The organism is Haloarcula terrestris, assembly GCF_031624315.1.
GTDB lineage: Archaea > Halobacteriota > Halobacteria > Halobacteriales > Haloarculaceae > Haloarcula > Haloarcula terrestris.
The window spans coordinates 75,789-91,670 of record NZ_JAMQOM010000010.1 but is presented as its reverse complement, the minus strand read 5'-3'; the positions used below and the strand labels follow the sequence as shown (position 1 = coordinate 91,670).

The 15,882-nt window shown below is 65.0% G+C and carries 18 protein-coding genes; 10 read left to right on the top strand and 8 right to left on the bottom strand.

Annotation, left to right across the window (positions count from 1 at the left end):
* A partial coding sequence (locus NDI54_RS17990; RefSeq protein WP_310897820.1) for an NAD(P)/FAD-dependent oxidoreductase occupies positions 1-661 on the bottom strand: 661 nt, incomplete at its 3' end.
* Positions 662-914: 253 nt separating this feature from the next.
* Positions 915-1,613: a ThuA domain-containing protein gene (locus NDI54_RS17985; RefSeq protein WP_310897819.1), complete on the bottom strand. Its 699-nt coding sequence runs from the start codon at positions 1,611-1,613 to the stop codon at positions 915-917.
* Between the two features lie 482 nt (positions 1,614-2,095).
* On the opposite strand from NDI54_RS17985, the gene NDI54_RS17980 reads away from it, so the two are divergent.
* The 3 genes from NDI54_RS17980 to NDI54_RS17970 all read left to right on the top strand — a co-directional run bounded on the left by NDI54_RS17980 (position 2,096) and on the right by NDI54_RS17970 (position 4,465).
* A complete protein-coding gene (locus NDI54_RS17980) occupies positions 2,096-2,470 on the top strand; it encodes a winged helix-turn-helix transcriptional regulator (protein WP_310897818.1) in 375 nt (124 codons plus the stop codon).
* A gap of 46 nt (positions 2,471-2,516) precedes the next feature.
* Positions 2,517-2,927 (top strand): CoA-binding protein, encoded by a 411-nt coding sequence (locus tag NDI54_RS17975; RefSeq protein ID WP_310897817.1) that lies wholly within the window; start codon positions 2,517-2,519, stop codon positions 2,925-2,927.
* 80 nt (positions 2,928-3,007) lie between these two features.
* Complete coding sequence (locus NDI54_RS17970) at positions 3,008-4,465, top strand: lipase maturation factor family protein (RefSeq protein WP_310897816.1); 1,458 nt, start codon at positions 3,008-3,010, stop codon at positions 4,463-4,465.
* A gap of 9 nt (positions 4,466-4,474) precedes the next feature.
* Here NDI54_RS17970 and NDI54_RS17965 read toward each other — a convergent pair whose 3' ends face one another.
* Positions 4,475-4,858 carry a thiol-disulfide oxidoreductase DCC family protein gene (locus NDI54_RS17965; RefSeq protein ID WP_310897815.1) on the bottom strand — a complete coding sequence of 128 codons (384 nt, stop codon included), beginning with the start codon at positions 4,856-4,858 and terminating at the stop codon, positions 4,475-4,477.
* Positions 4,859-4,938: 80 nt separating this feature from the next.
* Between NDI54_RS17965 and NDI54_RS17960 the strand changes: the two genes are divergently transcribed.
* From NDI54_RS17960 to NDI54_RS17950, 3 genes are all read left to right on the top strand, one after another.
* Positions 4,939-5,115, top strand: a complete 177-nt coding sequence (locus tag NDI54_RS17960; RefSeq protein WP_310897814.1) for a hypothetical protein — start codon at positions 4,939-4,941, stop codon at positions 5,113-5,115.
* A 52-nt stretch (positions 5,116-5,167) separates the two neighbouring features.
* Positions 5,168-5,410: a BolA family protein gene (locus NDI54_RS17955; protein ID WP_310897813.1), complete on the top strand. Its 243-nt coding sequence runs from the start codon at positions 5,168-5,170 to the stop codon at positions 5,408-5,410.
* 95 nt (positions 5,411-5,505) lie between these two features.
* Positions 5,506-5,856, top strand: a complete 351-nt coding sequence (locus tag NDI54_RS17950) for a glutaredoxin family protein (RefSeq protein WP_310897812.1) — start codon at positions 5,506-5,508, stop codon at positions 5,854-5,856.
* A 14-nt stretch (positions 5,857-5,870) separates the two neighbouring features.
* Here the strand turns inward: NDI54_RS17950 and NDI54_RS17945 are convergent, their stop codons facing one another.
* The gene (locus tag NDI54_RS17945) at positions 5,871-6,053 is read right to left on the bottom strand and encodes a DUF5786 family protein (protein ID WP_310897811.1); all 183 of its coding nucleotides are present in this window, start codon (positions 6,051-6,053) and stop codon (positions 5,871-5,873) included.
* A 173-nt stretch (positions 6,054-6,226) separates the two neighbouring features.
* Here NDI54_RS17945 and NDI54_RS17940 point away from each other — a divergent pair, with 173 nt between their 5' ends.
* A complete protein-coding gene (locus NDI54_RS17940) occupies positions 6,227-8,149 on the top strand; it encodes a beta-CASP ribonuclease aCPSF1 (protein WP_310897810.1) in 1,923 nt (640 codons plus the stop codon).
* A gap of 6 nt (positions 8,150-8,155) precedes the next feature.
* On the opposite strand, the gene NDI54_RS17935 is transcribed toward NDI54_RS17940, so the two are convergent.
* The 3 genes from NDI54_RS17935 to moaA all read right to left on the bottom strand — a co-directional run bounded on the left by NDI54_RS17935 (position 8,156) and on the right by moaA (position 11,760).
* On the bottom strand, positions 8,156-9,169 hold the full coding sequence (locus NDI54_RS17935; protein WP_310897809.1) for a DHH family phosphoesterase: 1,014 nt from the start codon (positions 9,167-9,169) through the stop codon (positions 8,156-8,158).
* 371 nt (positions 9,170-9,540) lie between these two features.
* Positions 9,541-10,626, bottom strand: a complete 1,086-nt coding sequence (locus tag NDI54_RS17930) for a putative sulfate/molybdate transporter (protein WP_310897808.1) — start codon at positions 10,624-10,626, stop codon at positions 9,541-9,543.
* 51 nt (positions 10,627-10,677) lie between these two features.
* Entirely contained in the window at positions 10,678-11,760 is a 1,083-nt protein-coding gene (gene moaA, locus NDI54_RS17925) for a GTP 3',8-cyclase MoaA (RefSeq protein ID WP_310897807.1), read from the bottom strand.
* Between the two features lie 110 nt (positions 11,761-11,870).
* Here moaA and yqeC point away from each other — a divergent pair, with 110 nt between their 5' ends.
* Entirely contained in the window at positions 11,871-12,590 is a 720-nt protein-coding gene (gene yqeC / locus NDI54_RS17920; RefSeq protein ID WP_310897806.1) for a selenium cofactor biosynthesis protein YqeC, read from the top strand.
* A gap of 27 nt (positions 12,591-12,617) precedes the next feature.
* Here yqeC and NDI54_RS17915 read toward each other — a convergent pair whose 3' ends face one another.
* On the bottom strand, positions 12,618-13,223 hold the full coding sequence (locus tag NDI54_RS17915) for a molybdenum cofactor guanylyltransferase (protein ID WP_310897805.1): 606 nt from the start codon (positions 13,221-13,223) through the stop codon (positions 12,618-12,620).
* Positions 13,224-13,311: 88 nt separating this feature from the next.
* Here NDI54_RS17915 and NDI54_RS17910 point away from each other — a divergent pair, with 88 nt between their 5' ends.
* Together NDI54_RS17910 and NDI54_RS17905 are read left to right on the top strand one after the other, a co-directional pair.
* Positions 13,312-15,081: an aldehyde ferredoxin oxidoreductase family protein gene (locus NDI54_RS17910; protein ID WP_406600203.1), complete on the top strand. Its 1,770-nt coding sequence runs from the start codon at positions 13,312-13,314 to the stop codon at positions 15,079-15,081.
* On the top strand, positions 15,078-15,866 hold the full coding sequence (locus NDI54_RS17905; RefSeq protein WP_310897803.1) for a DUF7124 domain-containing protein: 789 nt from the start codon (positions 15,078-15,080) through the stop codon (positions 15,864-15,866). The genes NDI54_RS17910 and NDI54_RS17905 overlap by 4 nt, the downstream gene beginning before the upstream one ends.
* Positions 15,867-15,882: the final 16 nt, after the last annotated feature.

Genomic DNA, 15,882 nt, shown 5'->3' with positions numbered 1-15,882 from the left:
CGCCGATGAACTCCCCGCACTTGATGTTCACGTCAGCGGCTTCCAGGCGCTTGCGCAGGGCACCCTGGAGTTCCGGGTCGCTGTTTGGCAGCACCTGATCCAGGCCTTCCACCAGATGGATGTCGATCGGTGCGTTGTGTTCGTCACGGAACTCGGCGACCTCCCCGGCGGTCTGGATGCCAGAGAGACCAGCGCCGCCGATGACGACCTGCGCAGGGTCGTTCGTCGAGGCCTCACGAGCGGCCTGCTGAATGTTGTCGTGAATCTCCAGGGCGTCGTCGAGGCTCTTCAGCGTCAGAGCGTGCTCTTTGAGCCCGTCGATCCCGAAGAAGGCCGTCTGCGAGCCTAAGCCAACGAGTAGGTAATCGTACTCGACGGTGTCGGAGTCAGCGAGGTCGACCTCTTGAGCGTCGGTGTCGATGTTGACGACCTCGTCCTGAAGGAAGGAAGTCGATGGCTGTTTGATCTCGTGAACGGGAATCGCGATGTTCTCCTGGACGCTCGGATCCCGAATACATCGGTGGGACTCGTGCAGTACCAAGTGGTAGTCCACGTCAGAAATCCAGGTGATGTCGGCTTCCCCCTCCAGTTCGTCTTCCAGACTCTTGATCGTCCCAGCACCCGCATACCCTGCACCGAGCACGACCACGTTCTCTGTCATATGGGTGACTCCGAAACCGACTGATACAAACCCTTTGGAATCGGCCTCGTCGTCCTCGCACGCTGAAACACAGTCATGATGCAGTCCCCTAGGTTTGCAGTCACCTTCGTCCGCACTCTGGGTCGAAAAGAGGGCCTACCTTCGCGACAGACAACTCCTACTTTTCTGTCCGTCAGGACCCGCTACGTATCGAGCGGGACAGCGGGTTGACCGGGGCCGATACGCAGCACAGTGATCGCCGTTGTCCCGACCGCTAAAGCTGTGCAACACGGGCGCGCTCGGTCCGGCAAGTTGGTGCAGCCCATTCGACGGCGTTGTGGAGTAGTTGCTGGACGACCGGGTGGTGATACACCGGGAACGTCTCGTGGCCGGGCTGGAAGTAGAATACCCTGCCGGCGCCTGGGTGGTAACAGCACCCGCTGGGGAACACCGTACCGTCGTCACACCAGCTCACCGTCACCAGCGTGTCCGGTTGCGGCAGGTCGAACCCCTGTCCATATATCTCGGCGCGTTCGAGCTCGAATTCCTCGGGGAGTCCGTCGGTGATAGGATGGTCCGCTTCGACGACCCAGACGCGCTCTCGTTCGCCCTCTTCGCGCCACCGCAGGACGCCGGTCGTTCCCATGAGAGATTCAAACGGCTTCGATTCGTGACTAGAATGGAGCGGAATAAAGCCCATCCCGCCACGAACCGCCTGTTCGACTCGGGTCGCTACCGTGTCGGTGACAGCATCGTGTGCGACATCACCCCACCATAGTAATACGTCCGTTTCGGCGAGGACACCGGCAGTCAATCCGTGCTCCGGGTCATCGAGTGTCGCTGTTTGGACAGTGTGGCCGTGGGAGACGAGCATCTCAGCCAGCGCCGTGTGGATACCGTCGGGGTACATGGCATTTGCCGGTCCCGTAGCCTGTTCGTGCCGGTTTTCGTTCCACACTGTGACTGCGGCCATAAAGAATACACTGGATAATCAGATAAAAATATAGCTACTCACGGCTGGCCGAAAGACGAACGTTCTGAAGAATCGCTTCAAGTATGTGTGCCTGTGATGACTGCCGAAAGTAGTAGTCGCGACAGCCGACCGATTTCCTGCTACGTCCTTTCGGTTCGTCTGTTTTGCATGGCTACTTGAGGCCCGCTTCCAACGGCCGAAACTGCCTTATTCAGCGGTAACAGCGCCTCAAAACACAATAACACCTGTACGGCTATTATGGAAATACAGCGGTTCTATGGCGCTCTGACTGTCACTATTGCCAGACGAGGCCGGTCATTTTAAGATATTTCTGCCGTTTCTGGGCCAGGTTTGAGACTCTATAATTCCACACAGCCGAAACGCGAGCGAATTTGTGGAGTCCTTCGAAGCAGTGCCACCAAGCGGCCGTCGTCTGGGCAGGGGTAGTTATTAGCCGTCCCCGGCCGAAATTTCGACAAGACATGAGCGATTCACCGGAGAAGCTCTCCGTCTGGTGTGCCGGCGAGGAGTGGTGCCCGATAACGACGACCGCCTCCCTCATCGGCAAGAAGTGGCATCCCGTCATCATTCACCGCCTGCTCGAAAACGGCCCTTCGGGCTTTAACGAGCTCAAGGAGGATGTCGATGGAATCTCCTCGAAAGTCCTCTCGGACAGCCTCGAAGACCTGCAGGAGAAGGGACTCGTCGACCGGGAAGTCATCAACGAACAACCGTTCCGCGTCAATTACTCGCTGACCGACCTCGGAGCGTCACTGGAGTCCGTGATCACCGAAATGGCGGCGTGGGGCCAGAACTACCTGGAGGAACCAACGGAATCCGACGAGGCCACGCGGTAACCCCCGCGGGCAATACCTTTTGTCGCTGCCCGGCGAACATCCGGATATGCCTGTCAGTTCTGACGACGAGCTCCGAGAGATACTTGCACTGGACCGCGTCGCCGTCGTCGGCTGTTCGACCAGTCCCGGCAAGGACGCTCACGAGATTCCGAAGTACCTCCACGAGCAGGGGTACGAGGTGATTCCGGTCAACCCATTCGCCGACGAGATATTCGGACAGCAGGCCTACGACTCGCTGTCGGAGGTTCCGGGTGAGATAGACATTATCGATGTATTCAGGCCAAGCGAGGAGGTCAGCGACATCGTCGACGCGGCCCTAGAGCGGGACGAGGATGCCGTCATCTGGCTCCAGCTCGGTATCCACGACGACGCGGCCGTCGAACGCGCTGAGGCGGCCGGTCGCCGTGTCGTCCAGGACCGGTGTATGAAGCCGACCCACCAGCAGCTCCTGGGCTGAGCGGATAGGCGACGGCTGGCTATGGCTGACACCTGCACCACCCGGTACGGTTTAGTCCGTGGCTGGGCCACATCCGGAGTATGCTGCCGTGGGAGGCAGAGGCGTACTGGCTCGTCAGAGTCCTGTTCCACCGGGGGCTTGCAGCCATCTATCTGCTGGCCTTCCTCGTCGCGGCCACGCAGTTCCGCCCGCTCGCAGGCGAAGACGGACTGTTGCCGATTCAGCAGTACGTCGAGCGCCACGAGTTCCGTGACCGGCCCAGCCTGTTCTATTTCTATCCGGACGACCGCGTCATCACCATCACGGCCTGGGTCGGCGTCGGCCTTTCGGCGCTCGCATTCGCCGGTCTTCCGTCGTGGCTCCCGACTCCGTACGCGGTCCCCGTGTCGATACTGCTGTGGCTGTTGCTGTGGGCGCTGTACCTCTCCTTTGTCAACGCCGGCCAGACCTTCTACGGGTACGGCTGGGAGTCGATGCTGCTGGAGACCGGCTTCCTCGCGGCGTTTCTCGGCGCGGGGTCGGCGGGACCACCGGTCGTCGTGATGTGGCTGCTCAAGTGGCTGTTGTTCCGCAACATGTTCGGAGCGGGGCTCATCAAACTGCGCGGGGACGACTGCTGGCGGGACCTCACCGCGCTGGATTATCACTACGAGACGCAGCCGATTCCGAATCCCGTATCCTGGTACGCCCACCACCTGCCCGACCGGTTCCACCGGCTGGAAGTGCTTGGCAACCATATCATCGAAGTCGCCGTCCCGTTCCTCTACTTCGCGCCCCAGCCCTGGGCGTCGGTGGCGGGGGCCGCGACCATCGGGTTTCAGGGCTGGCTCATGCTGACGGGGAACTTCTCGTGGCTCAACGCCCTCACTATCGTCCAGGCCGTCGCGACGTTCAGTGACGGTGTCCTCGCGTCGCTCCTTCCAGTCACGACGCCGAGCGTGAGCGCGCCGCCGCTGTACCTGCAAGCTATTTCCGTCGCGCTCGCCGCGGTCGTCCTCTGGCGCAGCGTCGAGCCGGTCCGGAACATCCTCTCGGAGCGGCAGGTGATGAACACCGCTTTCGACCCGCTCCGGCTGGTCAACACCTACGGCGCGTTTGGCTCGATTACCCGGGATCGATATGAGATCGTCGTCCAGGGGACCACCGACGAAGTGGTCACGGCCGACACGGAGTGGCGAACCTACGAGTTCAAGGGCAAGCCCACGGACCCCGCCCAGCGGCCGCGACAGATCGCGCCGTACCACTACCGGCTGGACTGGCAGCTGTGGTTCGCGGCGATGGCTCCCTCACCCCGGCGGAGCCCGTGGTTCCTCGCGTTGCTCGACCGACTGCTGGCCGGTGACGAGGCCACCGAAAAACTGCTGGATTCGGTCCCGTTCCCGGAGACGACGCCCACACACGTCCGCGCGGTCCGCTACCGCTATCGGTTCACGACGCCCGAGGAGCGCCGCGAGACCGGCCGGTGGTGGGAGCGAGAGCGCGTCGGTACCTACGTCAACCCGGTCAGCGAGGGCGACCTGCAACTCGCCAGGGTCTGAGGCGGGTCGTCAGTCCGAGTCGTCCCTGCGCGCCGGCGGCGTCTTCGACATGACTTTCCCCCACGTCGAACGGTTGTCGGCGACCTTTCGGTATGCCCGCTCGCGGAGCCGTTCATAGTCCTCGAACTGGCCGAAGAACGAGACCAGCGGCCGCGCCGGCTTGCCCATGTCGGTGTAGGTGAGCGCCGTCTCGATGGATTCCCCGCAGGAGTACACCGCCTCGTCGGTCACCAGGTGTGAACAGGACTCGTAGTCGTCGGGCAGGCGCTCCAGTAGGCCCTCATCGAGTTCCGAGAAGCCGACGATTTCGAGGTCGGACCGTTCGTCGATGAAGTCCGCCCACCAGGTACAGAAGCCGCAGTCGTCGTCGTAGACGAGCGTAGCGTCGCTCATACCGGATATAGGTTCCCGAGGCACAAACACCTGTGGTTCGCGCCGCCAGGGATTTACAGTCGGTCGACGCAGGCACGGATATGGAGCGGTTCGTCACACTGGTCGTGGCCGGCGGGCTGGCCCTGGTGGCCGGGCTCTGGGCGGTCCGGCTCGCGGCCACGCTCTCGGCGGGCTGGCTCGGCGGGGTCGCACTGACATTCCTGGGGCTGGCCGCCCTCGGCGTCGGTATCGGACGGGAACTGTCTACCGACTGGTGACTCCATGACCGGGACGCCAACTGTTTTGCCCGCCGCTCCATTCAGAGTGAGTATGGACGAGGATGCGGTCGCCGAACTCATCGAGACGGAGCTTCCGGAGGCACAGGCGACAGTCACCACACCGCGGGACCCGGACGACGACAAACACTACGCCGTGCGCGTGGTCTCACCGGCGTTCGAGGGGAAATCGCTGGTCGACCAGCACCAGCTCGTCCACGACGCGCTGGGTGACCACCTCACGCGAGACATCCACGCCATCGAGCTGACGACGCTGACGCCCGAAGAAGCCGAGTAGCCGGGGGTCCAGTCGGCACACCGTCATCCGCCCAAGAGGCACTGACCCGCTCACCCTGTCGGTACGTCTTTATTGCCGACGCCGTTAGAGAGAGTATGGCATTCGAGCCCGAAGAACTCTCGCCGGAAGAGGTAACAGAGCAGGTCGACAGCGTTATCGCGGACAACGAGGTCGTCCTGTTCATGAAAGGTAACGAGCTGATGCCACAGTGTGGCTACTCGAAGAAGGCGCTCGGACTCCTGAAACAGTACCGCGAGGACATCGAGACGGTGGACGTGCTCAAGGCAACCGACGCCTACCGCGACGCCCTGGAAACCCACAGCGGCCGCGAAACGATCCCCCAGACGTTCGTCGACGGGGAGTTCATCGGCGGAAGCGACATCCTCGAACAGCTGGACGAGCGCGGCGAACTCGCCGACAAAGTCGGGCAGGAATCGCCGTTCTAGGGGATTCGAGGCCCTTACTCCTCGTCGTCTTCGTCTTTCATGTCGCCGAGCTTGTCGACGAGGTCGCTCGTCGTCGCCTCCGTCTCGAAGGAGACCGACCCGTCGTGGTCGTTCTCGTGGACGGCCACGCCCTCGCTGTCGTCTGTGTCTACGTCGTTGTCCTTCTGTTCAGATTCGTCGTAGCTACCAAAGCCCATATAGATACAACTCGCGGTCCCGCACTAAAATTCGCCGGTTCTTGCCGGCGTCTGATACTGTGTTGACACAACAAAACAAGCAAAGGTTCTTTACCATGCTCGCTCTCCCGCTAGATAACGGCAGTCGAGAGCCGTGGTTTTCCGACGGCTATCGGGCCTCCATCTCCAAAGTTATGAGTTCCGCAGACGAGACACTTGAGCGAATCAAAGCACAGGTCGAAGAAGAGACACCGGACGACATCGAGATCGAATCCGTCGCGTTCGAGGGACCGGAACTGGTTATTTACACGCCGGACGCACAGACGGTCGCCGACCGCGACGGGATTGTTCGGAACCTCGCACAGACGCTCCGGAAACGCATCAACGTCCGACCGACCCAGGAAGCCCTCGTCCCGCCGAACGAGGCCGAGGCCCGAATCAGGAAGACGATCCCCGAGGACGCTGGCGTTCAGAACCTCGATTTCGACCGCGAGACCGGGGAAGTGTTCATCGAGGCCGAAAAGCCGGGGCGGGTCATCGGCCGCCACGGTGCGACCCTCGACGAGATATCCGCTTCCGTCGGCTGGACCCCCGAGGTCGTCCGCACGCCGCCCATGGAGTCCTCGACCGTCTCGAACGTCCGGAACTATCTTAAACAGGAGCGAGAGGAACGGCGGGACATTCTCCAGCGCGTCGGTCGACAGATCAACCGCCCCACGTCGGCCGACGAGGACTGGGTTCGGCTCACCACGCTCGGCTGCTGTCGGGAGGTCGGTCGCGCGTCGTTCATCCTCTCGACGCCCGAGTCCCGCATCCTCATCGACTGTGGCGACAAACCCGGCGCTGAGGGCGAAGTCCCGTATCTCCAGGCCCCCGAAGCGCTCGCGGCAGGCCCGAACTCCCTCGATGCGGTCGTCCTGACACACGCTCACCTGGACCACTCCGCACTCATTCCGATCCTCTTCAAGTACGGCTACGACGGCCCGATTTACACGACTGCGCCGACGCGGGACCTGATGGGCCTGCTCCAGCTTGATTACCTCGATGTGGCCTCCAAGGAGGGACGCACCCCGCCCTACGAGAGCCAGCAGGTCCGTGACGCGCTGAAACACACGATTCCCCTGGAATTCGGTAACGTCACCGACATCGCACCCGACATCAAGCTCACGATGCACAACGCCGGCCACATCCTCGGTTCGGCGGTGTGTCACTTCCACATCGGCGAGGGACGGTACAACGTCGCCTTCTCGGGCGACATTCACTACAAGGACACCCGCCTGCTCGACGGTGCTGTCAACGACTTCCCGCGGGTGGAAACACTCGTGCTGGAGTCGACCTACGGCGGGAAAAACGACTACCAGACCGACCAGTCCGACTCCGAGCGCGTCCTCAGGGATGTCATCAACGACGCCTACGAGAAGGAGGGGAAAATCCTGATTCCTGCTTTCGCCGTGGGGCGGTCCCAGGAGCTCATGCTCGTCCTCGAAGAGGCGATGCGGAAGGGCGACATCCCGACGATGCCGGTGTATCTCGACGGGATGATCCGCGAAGCGACGGCTATCCACACCGCGTATCCGGAGTACCTCCGGGACGACCTCCGCCAGCGCATTCTGTACGAAGACGAGAACCCGTTCCTCGCCGAGCAGTTCGCACAGGTCGACGGCGGCGACGAGATGCGACGCGACATCACCGACGACGAGCCGGCGATCATCCTGACCACCTCCGGGATGGTCACCGGCGGCCCCGTGATGTCCTGGCTCCGCCTGCTTGGCAGCGACCCGGACAACACGATGGTGTTCGTCGGCTACCAGGCCGAAGGGACGCTGGGCCGCCAGATCCAGCGCGGCCAGGATGAAATCACGCTCGGGGACACGAGCGGGCCGCGCGCCGAGCGGGTCAGCCTCAAGATGGGCGTCGAGACGGTCGACGGGTTCTCCGGCCACGCTGACCGACAGGGCCTGGAGTCGTTCGTCGAGACGATGCATCCGCGGCCGGAGAAGATCCTCTGTGTCCACGGCGACGAATCCTCGACGAACCAACTGTCCTCGGCGCTGTATCAGAACTTCAACATGCGGACCCACAACCCGAAGAACCTGGAAACGTTCCGGCTGTCCTGACGCGGCTCAGTTCTCCTCTGAAAGATTCAGTCCGGCAAACAGCCGCGCCGAAATGACCTGCTCGACGATGTCGACCAGCACGGTGTCGTCGTTCGTGTAGTCGGCGAAGATGCCGAGCGGCACCTCACCGCCGGCCATCTCCCGGTGGCCGCCCGCGCTCCCGACATCGCTCAGCGATTCGGAGAGCACGTCACCGATGTGGACCCGGGAGTCCGTCGACCGGGCGCTGAGCTGGATCGTGTCCTCGATAATGCCGAAGACGATAGCCGTCTCGACGCCCTCAAGCGTTGCCAGGTAGTCGGCGGCCTGCGGCAGGGCGTCCCGCTCCGGCGTCCGGCCGACGTGGGAAATCAGCACGGATCCGCGGACCGTCCGGTTCCCGATGGCGTCCGCGATTGCGTCGACGGTCGCGCCGCTGACTGACGGCGAGGAGAGCTTTCGCAGCAGGTCCGAATCGGCCGCGTCCGTCAGAAAGCCAGCGGCCCCGTACTCGTCCGGCGTCACGCCGCGGAGGAACCCAAGCGTCTCCCGTCGGATCGCAAACAGCAGCGCCGTCGCCAGCTTGTCGTCGAGTTCGATTTCGAGGTCCCGCAGGTACTCGGTCAGTATCGTCGCCGTCGCCCCGATCTCCTCACGGTGGTCAACGAAGCGGGCCGCGATGTCCTCGGCGGGATGGTGGTCGATGACGATATCGACCGACACGTCCGCTGGAACGCGGTTGTTCGACCCGGGTACCGAGTGGTCGACGAAGGCGAGCAGTTCCGCGGCCGCCCGGTCGGTTACGTCGGCCACGTCGAACTCCTGAATGTCCATCTCCAGCAGATTGACGAACGAGCGGTTCTGCTGGTGGGAAATCTCGCCGCTGTAGAGGATTCGCCGCTCGTCGATGCCCACGGCGGCCGCGATGCGACCGAGCGCCAGCGCGCTCGCCAGACAGTCGGGATCGGGGTTGTTGTGACAGACGATGGTGAGCGACTCCGCCTCTCCGAGCAGGTTCTCCAGTTCCGTTGCGGGGCGCATCTCTTGTGTACTGGTTCGGGCTCCTGACACAAGCGTGTGGGGGACACTCGTACGGTGGGGTTTAGTTTAGCGATGACGACTGCAGAGAGCCAGAAAGCCCTGGCTGGCTGAACTCGGGGGCCTCGCTGCGGTCCTCACTGCGTTGCGGTCCTTGCGTCGTCCGCCATCGTTCAGCCAGCCACCCCTTTCAGTCCCACCCGTAGCTGGTTGGACAAGCCATGTTGGGTGGGACTGAAAGGGGCCGTGTTCTCAGCGAACCCCGGCGAAGTAAGCACCTACCGGAGCGCAGCGAGCCGCGGGAGCTGAGAACGCGGGGGCTTTCTGGCTGTTCTTGACTTCCATCCACTAATTAAACACTGACAATCGAACCATCACGACCGAGCGCGCAACTGCTGGACGAGCACGCCCAGGACGAACGCGAGGCCGAGGTTGACGAGGACGCCAAGGACGCCGATGGCGGCGACGATGAGCAGGTCGTCAGTTCTGGACACGCCGGTCCAGCCCAGCTGGAGCGCGATCAGCACCAGAATGACGCCGAGTAGGGCTGTCGGATAGGCCGCGATGACGCCGACGGCGAGGAACGCGGTCAGGACGTAGCCCGCGCCGAGTAGCAGGTTCGCGCCGGACGTTCGCGCGCCGAAGGCATACTTGCCGGCGACGCCGCCGCTGCCGTGACACATCGGGAACGCACCGAAGGGGACGGCGGCCAGGTTCATCAGCCCCATGCTGTTCGAGAGCTGGTCCGCGGACACGTCCCGGTCGAAGTAGTCCGCCAGCAGGACTGACGTGGCGAGAGCGGCGTTGCCGACCGTGACCGCGATCTGGGCGAGAACGGCCTCCGCCGTCTGCACCGACAGCGTCATCGTCGGGAGCATGAACATGGCGTCGACGGCGGGGACGGCCGGCGTCGGAACCCCGGTCTCTGCGAGGGCGAGGACGACGCCGAGGACGAAGACGGCGAAGGCGCTCTGTCCGCTGTAGCCCACGATTGCGAGGGCCGCCACGACGCCGACGGCGACGGCCACGAGCCGCGGGTCAGCGAGTCCGAGACCCACGCCCGTCTCCAGCAGGACTAGCGCGACGCCGAGCTGGACGCCCCGGACGACGGTGTCGTCGACGTACCGATTGACCGTTCCGAGAGAGCGCGTGGTCCCGAGCGTGAGCAGGATCCCGGCCAGCAAGAGCCCCGCGACGACGAGTTCGCCGGTCGAAATCGTCCCCGCGATGACCAGCGCGGCGAAGGCTTTCATCGGTTCGACGGAGATCGGGACGCCGTAGTACAGCCCCCAGACGACCTGGAACACACCGAACCAGACGAGCATGACCGGGAGCGAAAGCTCCGTCAGCACGGCGACGGCCACGACGACCGGCAGCACCGTCGCCGAGTCCCCGACCGCGCCGGTCAGTTCGTTCCACGAGAGCGATATTGTGGCCGTGTCGCGGAACAGGACACTCATCGTAGCCGGTTTTGACGAGGGAACAGCAAGAGCGTTTGCCCGCGGCGGTCGCTACTCGGAGTACTCGTAGGGCGCACGGTCCCCGTCGGTGTCGATGTAGTCGTCGTTGATCTCCCACTCGCCGTCCTCGGTTTCGACCATGTACTCGCCGTAGTAGGGGACGCGAGTGTCGACCGTCTCGCGGAACGCGGCGCGCATCGACTCCTTCGTGGTGCCGATATCGCGCAGGTCGTCGTTGCGGTTCAGACAGCCCTTGAGATAGCCGTCGTGGGTGAGCCGCACGCGGTGGCAGTTCGCACAGAAGTTCGCGTTGCCGACGGGGTCGACGATCTCGACCATCCCGCTGTTCTGGTTGTTGACCGGCTCGGTCCGCACGCCGCCGTCGGACGCGGCCAGCGAGGTGGTCGTGCCGCTACTCTCGACCGCCGACTCGCTGCTGTGTATCCAGTAGCGCTTGCGGTCGTGCATCTCCCGGTGTTCGACCTTGTCGGCGCGGTCTTCGAGCCAGTCGTGCACCCGGTCGATGTCGATGGCCCATTCCGGATGGCCGGCCAGCTCCGGCATGTACTCGATGAGCTGGAGCTGGAGACCGGGGTTCTCGGCGACGTGGTCGACCATCTTGGGGACGTAGCCCGCGGTCGGTTCGAACACGACCATGTTGAGCTTCACCGGCGCGAGGCCGGCGTCAAGCGCCGCCTCGACGCCTTCGAGGACGCGGTCGTAGGCTCCGCTCTGGGTCAGTTCGGCGAAGGCCTCGCTGTCCAGCGCGTCCTGTGAAACGTTGACCCGTTCGAGGCCCGCGTCGACGAGATCCGGCGCGCGGCCGGGGAGGAAGGTCCCGTTGGTCGTCATCGACACCTCCATGTCATCGGGGGCGCGCCGGACGATTTCCTCCAAGTCCTCTCGGAGCATCGGCTCCCCGCCGGTGAACTTCACGGAGTCCACGCCGAACTCGGCCGCGACTTCGAGGAACGCGACGATGGTGTCGGCGGTGAGTTCGTCGTCCTGTGCCTCCATCGGGCCCCGTGTGTCGCCCAGTCCCTCGTTGTGGCAGTAGACGCAGTCGAAGTTACACCGGTCGGTGAGGGAGATGCGGACACCGGACACCTCGCGACCGAAGTCGTCTTCGAGCATTTCCTTGCCAAGTATTCACAGTACATCCTCTTAAATGGCGTGACTGTGCCGGTTCCCGAAGCCGCCCGCGACGGGACAACGGTTAATTTCACCACCACCGTTCAGTCGGTATGGACATCGTCGACGCGCTGGACGCGCGGCGGGGAACGACCTGTTTCGTCGGCGCTGGGGGCAAGAAAACGTCGATGGCGACGCTCGCACGTCGCCTCGACCGCGCCGTTGTCACTGCGACGGTCCGGATCCCGATTTTCGACGGCTGGGTCGAGGAGGTCGTGGTGACGGAGAGTCCGCGGACAGCCATCGACGGGGCGTCTGCATGGCCACTGGGCGTCGTCCCGGCACAGGAGCGGCCCGACCGCTACCGCGGGTACGACCCGGAAACCGTCGCCGACCTCGCCGACGTTGACCACCCGATTCTGGTGAAAGCCGACGGTGCGCGGATGCGTGAGTTCAAAGCGCCGAGCGACCGCGAGCCACAGCTACCCTCGACGGCATCGACAGTGGTCCCCATCGCCAGCGTCCACGTCGTCGGCGAGCCCCTGACCGACGCCATCGTCCACCGGGTCGACGAGGTGGCTGCGATCACTGGACTCGACCCCGGGGACGAGATCCGACCGCAAGATGTCGCCGCGGTGCTCGCCAGCGACCGCGGCGGACTAAAAGACGCGCCCGCCGACGCGGCCACGATTCCGCTGCTCAACATGGTCGACGACGCTGCCCTCGAAGCGAGCGCGCGGGCCGTCGCCGAGGCCATTCACGACCGGGCTGACGTGCCGCGCGTGGTGCTCGCTGAAATGCGAGCCGACGACCCGCTAGTGGCGGTCGTCTGAGAACGGGGTAACAACGGCCGCAGGTATTCAAAACCGCTCGGCCGCGGCCTCGAACTCCTCGCGGGTGTTGAGGTTCTCGAAGGTCTCTAGCGAGGTGTGTTCGAGCACGTCCTCGCGCTCGACGACGACGTAATCCAGGTCGAAAATGGGCTCGACAACCTTGTGTTCGCCGCGTTCCAGCGCTCGACGGCAGGCTGCCCGCATCGCGTCGGCGTGGTACACCGCCTGTGTCGTCTGGAACCACTCGTCCGGGCGCGGCACTGCGGCCTCGTGGGACGCCGCCCGCTCGAACAGGTAGCTGATAAACGCCGGGTCGACGAAGGGCATGTCGCAGGCGACCACGGCGGCGTACTCCCCCTCGACGGCTCCAAGCCCGGTCGCGATGCCGGCCATCGGTCCCTGGTCGGGATCCTCGTCTAGCGCGAACGCCGGGTCGAACGCGTGGCCCGACAGCGCGGCGTCGATGGCATCCACCTGGTCGTCGCGGCAGTTCACCACCAGTTCGTCGACAACCTGGCCCAGTCGGTCGGCGACGCGGCGAATCATCGGCGTCCCCGAAAGCTCCGCCACGGCCTTGTCGCTGTCGCCGAACCGCGTCGACCGACCGCCCGCGACGATGACTCCTGCGCGCATACCCCGACTTCTCGTGGCCGGCGGAAAGGTGCTTCGTGGTGAATGATGGGGATAATCCTTTAGTCGACCGACGGCGGAGTGGGTGGTGATGACACTGGCCAACCGGGATCGGATGCTCCACGTCGACCTGTCGTCGGCGTCGGTCGAGAGCCGTCCGGTCCCGGAGCGGTGGCGTCGGCAGTTCGTGGGCGGCAAGGGCCTGGGCGCTCGGTATCTGTACGACGAACTCGACGCCGGCACCGACCCGCTGGGCCCCGAGAACGTCCTGCTGTTCATGCTCGGACCGGTCTCTGGGCTCCTACCCGGCGAGACGCGCTACGCCGCGGTCACGAAGTCGCCGCTGACCGGCGGCTTCCTCGACTCCTACGCGGGCGGGACGTTCCCGGACACGCTGGCCGGCGCGTTGCAGGACCACATCGGGATTCTGGTCACCGGGCGTGCCTCTGAGCCGGTCAGACTCGTCGTGGAGGACGACGACGCGACGGTCGAGCCCACCGAGACGTGGGGCCAGGACACGGCCGAGACTGCAGCGGCGTTCCCCGACGCCGCGGTGGCCTGCGTCGGTCCGGCCGGTGAGCGGGGCGTCGCGTTCGCGACTATTGCCTCCGACGGCGGCGAACACCACGCCGGCCGTGGCGGTGCCGGGTCGGTAATGGGCGCAAAGCGGCTGAAGGCCGTCGTCGTGCGCGGCGACCCGCCGACGGACCTCGCGGAGCTACGGGAACAGTACGCAGAGCGGTACCGCGAGGGCGACACCGGGCAGTGGCTCCACGCCAGCGGGACCGTCGAGACGGTCGATTTCGCCAACGAGGTCGGCGCGCTCTCGACGCGGGGCTGGGAAGACGGCCAGTTCGAGGGGGCCGATAGCGTCGGTATCGAGGCCGTCCAGAAACTCGCCGCCGGCCGGGAGTACGACGACGAGGGCAGCCCCGGCGGCTTCCGCGTCGAGACGGAGGACGGCGAAACCGTCCCGCGCGGGGCGACGGCGATGAGCCTCGGGGCCGGACTGGGCATCGACGACTTCGACGCGGTGGCGGCGCTGGGCGAGACGTGCAACCGACTGGGGCTCGACCTCATCAGCGCCGGGAGCGCTGTCGCGTGGGCCATCAAGGCCAGCGACGCCGGCCTGCTGGAACAGTCGTTCGACTACGGGAGCGCCGAGGACGCACGGGCACTCCTCGACGAAATCGTCGTGCGGGAGACGACACTCGGGGACGCGCTGGCCGACGGCGTCGACGCGGCCTCGGCCCGCCTGGGCGGGGACGACCTCCTGCCGACGGTCAAGGCCATGGAACTGCCCGCGTACGACCCCCGCGGGGCCAGGAGTATGGCGCTGGCGTACGCGACCAGCGACCGCGGGGCCTGTCACCGGCGCGCGCTCACTATCGAGCGGGAAGCCTTCGACGGCGACTGGAGCCCCGAGCGGGCGGCCGCGGCCGTCATCCGCGAGCAGGACCAGCGCTCGGTGCTGTGGGGTCTCATCGTCGATGACTTCGTCGGCGACGCCTTCGACGACCTCGGTGCGGAGTGGCTGGACGCCGTCGGCCTGGAGGTGGACGGCGACCTCGCCACCGTCGGAGAGCGGGTGTGGAACCTGACGCGCCTGTTCAACGTCCGCGAGGGCGTTTCCCGAGCCGACGACGAACTCCCGGCGAAACTGCAGGAACCGCTCGATTCGGGGCCGAACGCGGGCGCGGCGATCGACGCGGAGTCCTTCGACGCGATGCTCGACGCCTACTACAGCCAGCGCGGCTGGGACGCCGACGGCCGCCCCACCCGCGAGACTATCGACCGACTCGACCTCGCGGACGCCGTCGACGCGGCGACACGACCAGCGGACACGACACTGGGAGAATGACAGACGAAATCGATCTCGACGAACTCGACGTACAGGACGACGAGGAGACGCCGAACCACGGCGACTGGTTCTGGAGCGGGGAGGGCGATCCCGAGGACGAGCCTGCTCCCGGAGCAACTGGTACCACATCGGTGCGCCCCGACAGCGAGGCCGAGACCGAGCGTTCCGGTGCGTCCCAAGGAACGAACAGTGATGCGGATGCTGGGAGTGATGGTGGCGATGTGGACAGTGCGGATTCGGACCCCGCGGGCCAGACGGTCCCGCACGTCCCCAGAGAGAACAAGGACAAGCCGGTCGGCATCCCGACAGACAGCGGCGGCGCGGGCGGCGCAGCCGCGACTGACACTGACCCAGCCTCGAACGTCGCCGAGGACCCCGCCGCCGGCGAGGAGTCAGTCGAAGCGAGCGGTCCCCACGGCGGCGGCATCGACGACATGACGATGGCGGTGACCTACGACGCGGCCCGGCAGCTCGCCGACCCACAGCGGGTCTTTCAGGAGGCACGGGCGTGGGCTGACTGGGTCGGTATCGTCGGCGATGTCGACGCCTTCGTCATCAACAAGTTCCAGCGCGACCACGGCATCGACGCCGATTTCTTCAGCGGCGCGGGCCAGGAGCCGGCCGAACGGCTGGCCGACATCGACGAGCATTCGATGTTTTTCGCCGAGCGGATGGTCCTTGTCGGCCGCCTGGGCGACGAGCCAATCGCCGAACGGACGGGCTGGGAGTTCATTCCGCTCGCCGACGCCGCGGAAAAGGCCGACTGGGAACTCGCCGAGGAATAACGCCGCATATTTATAA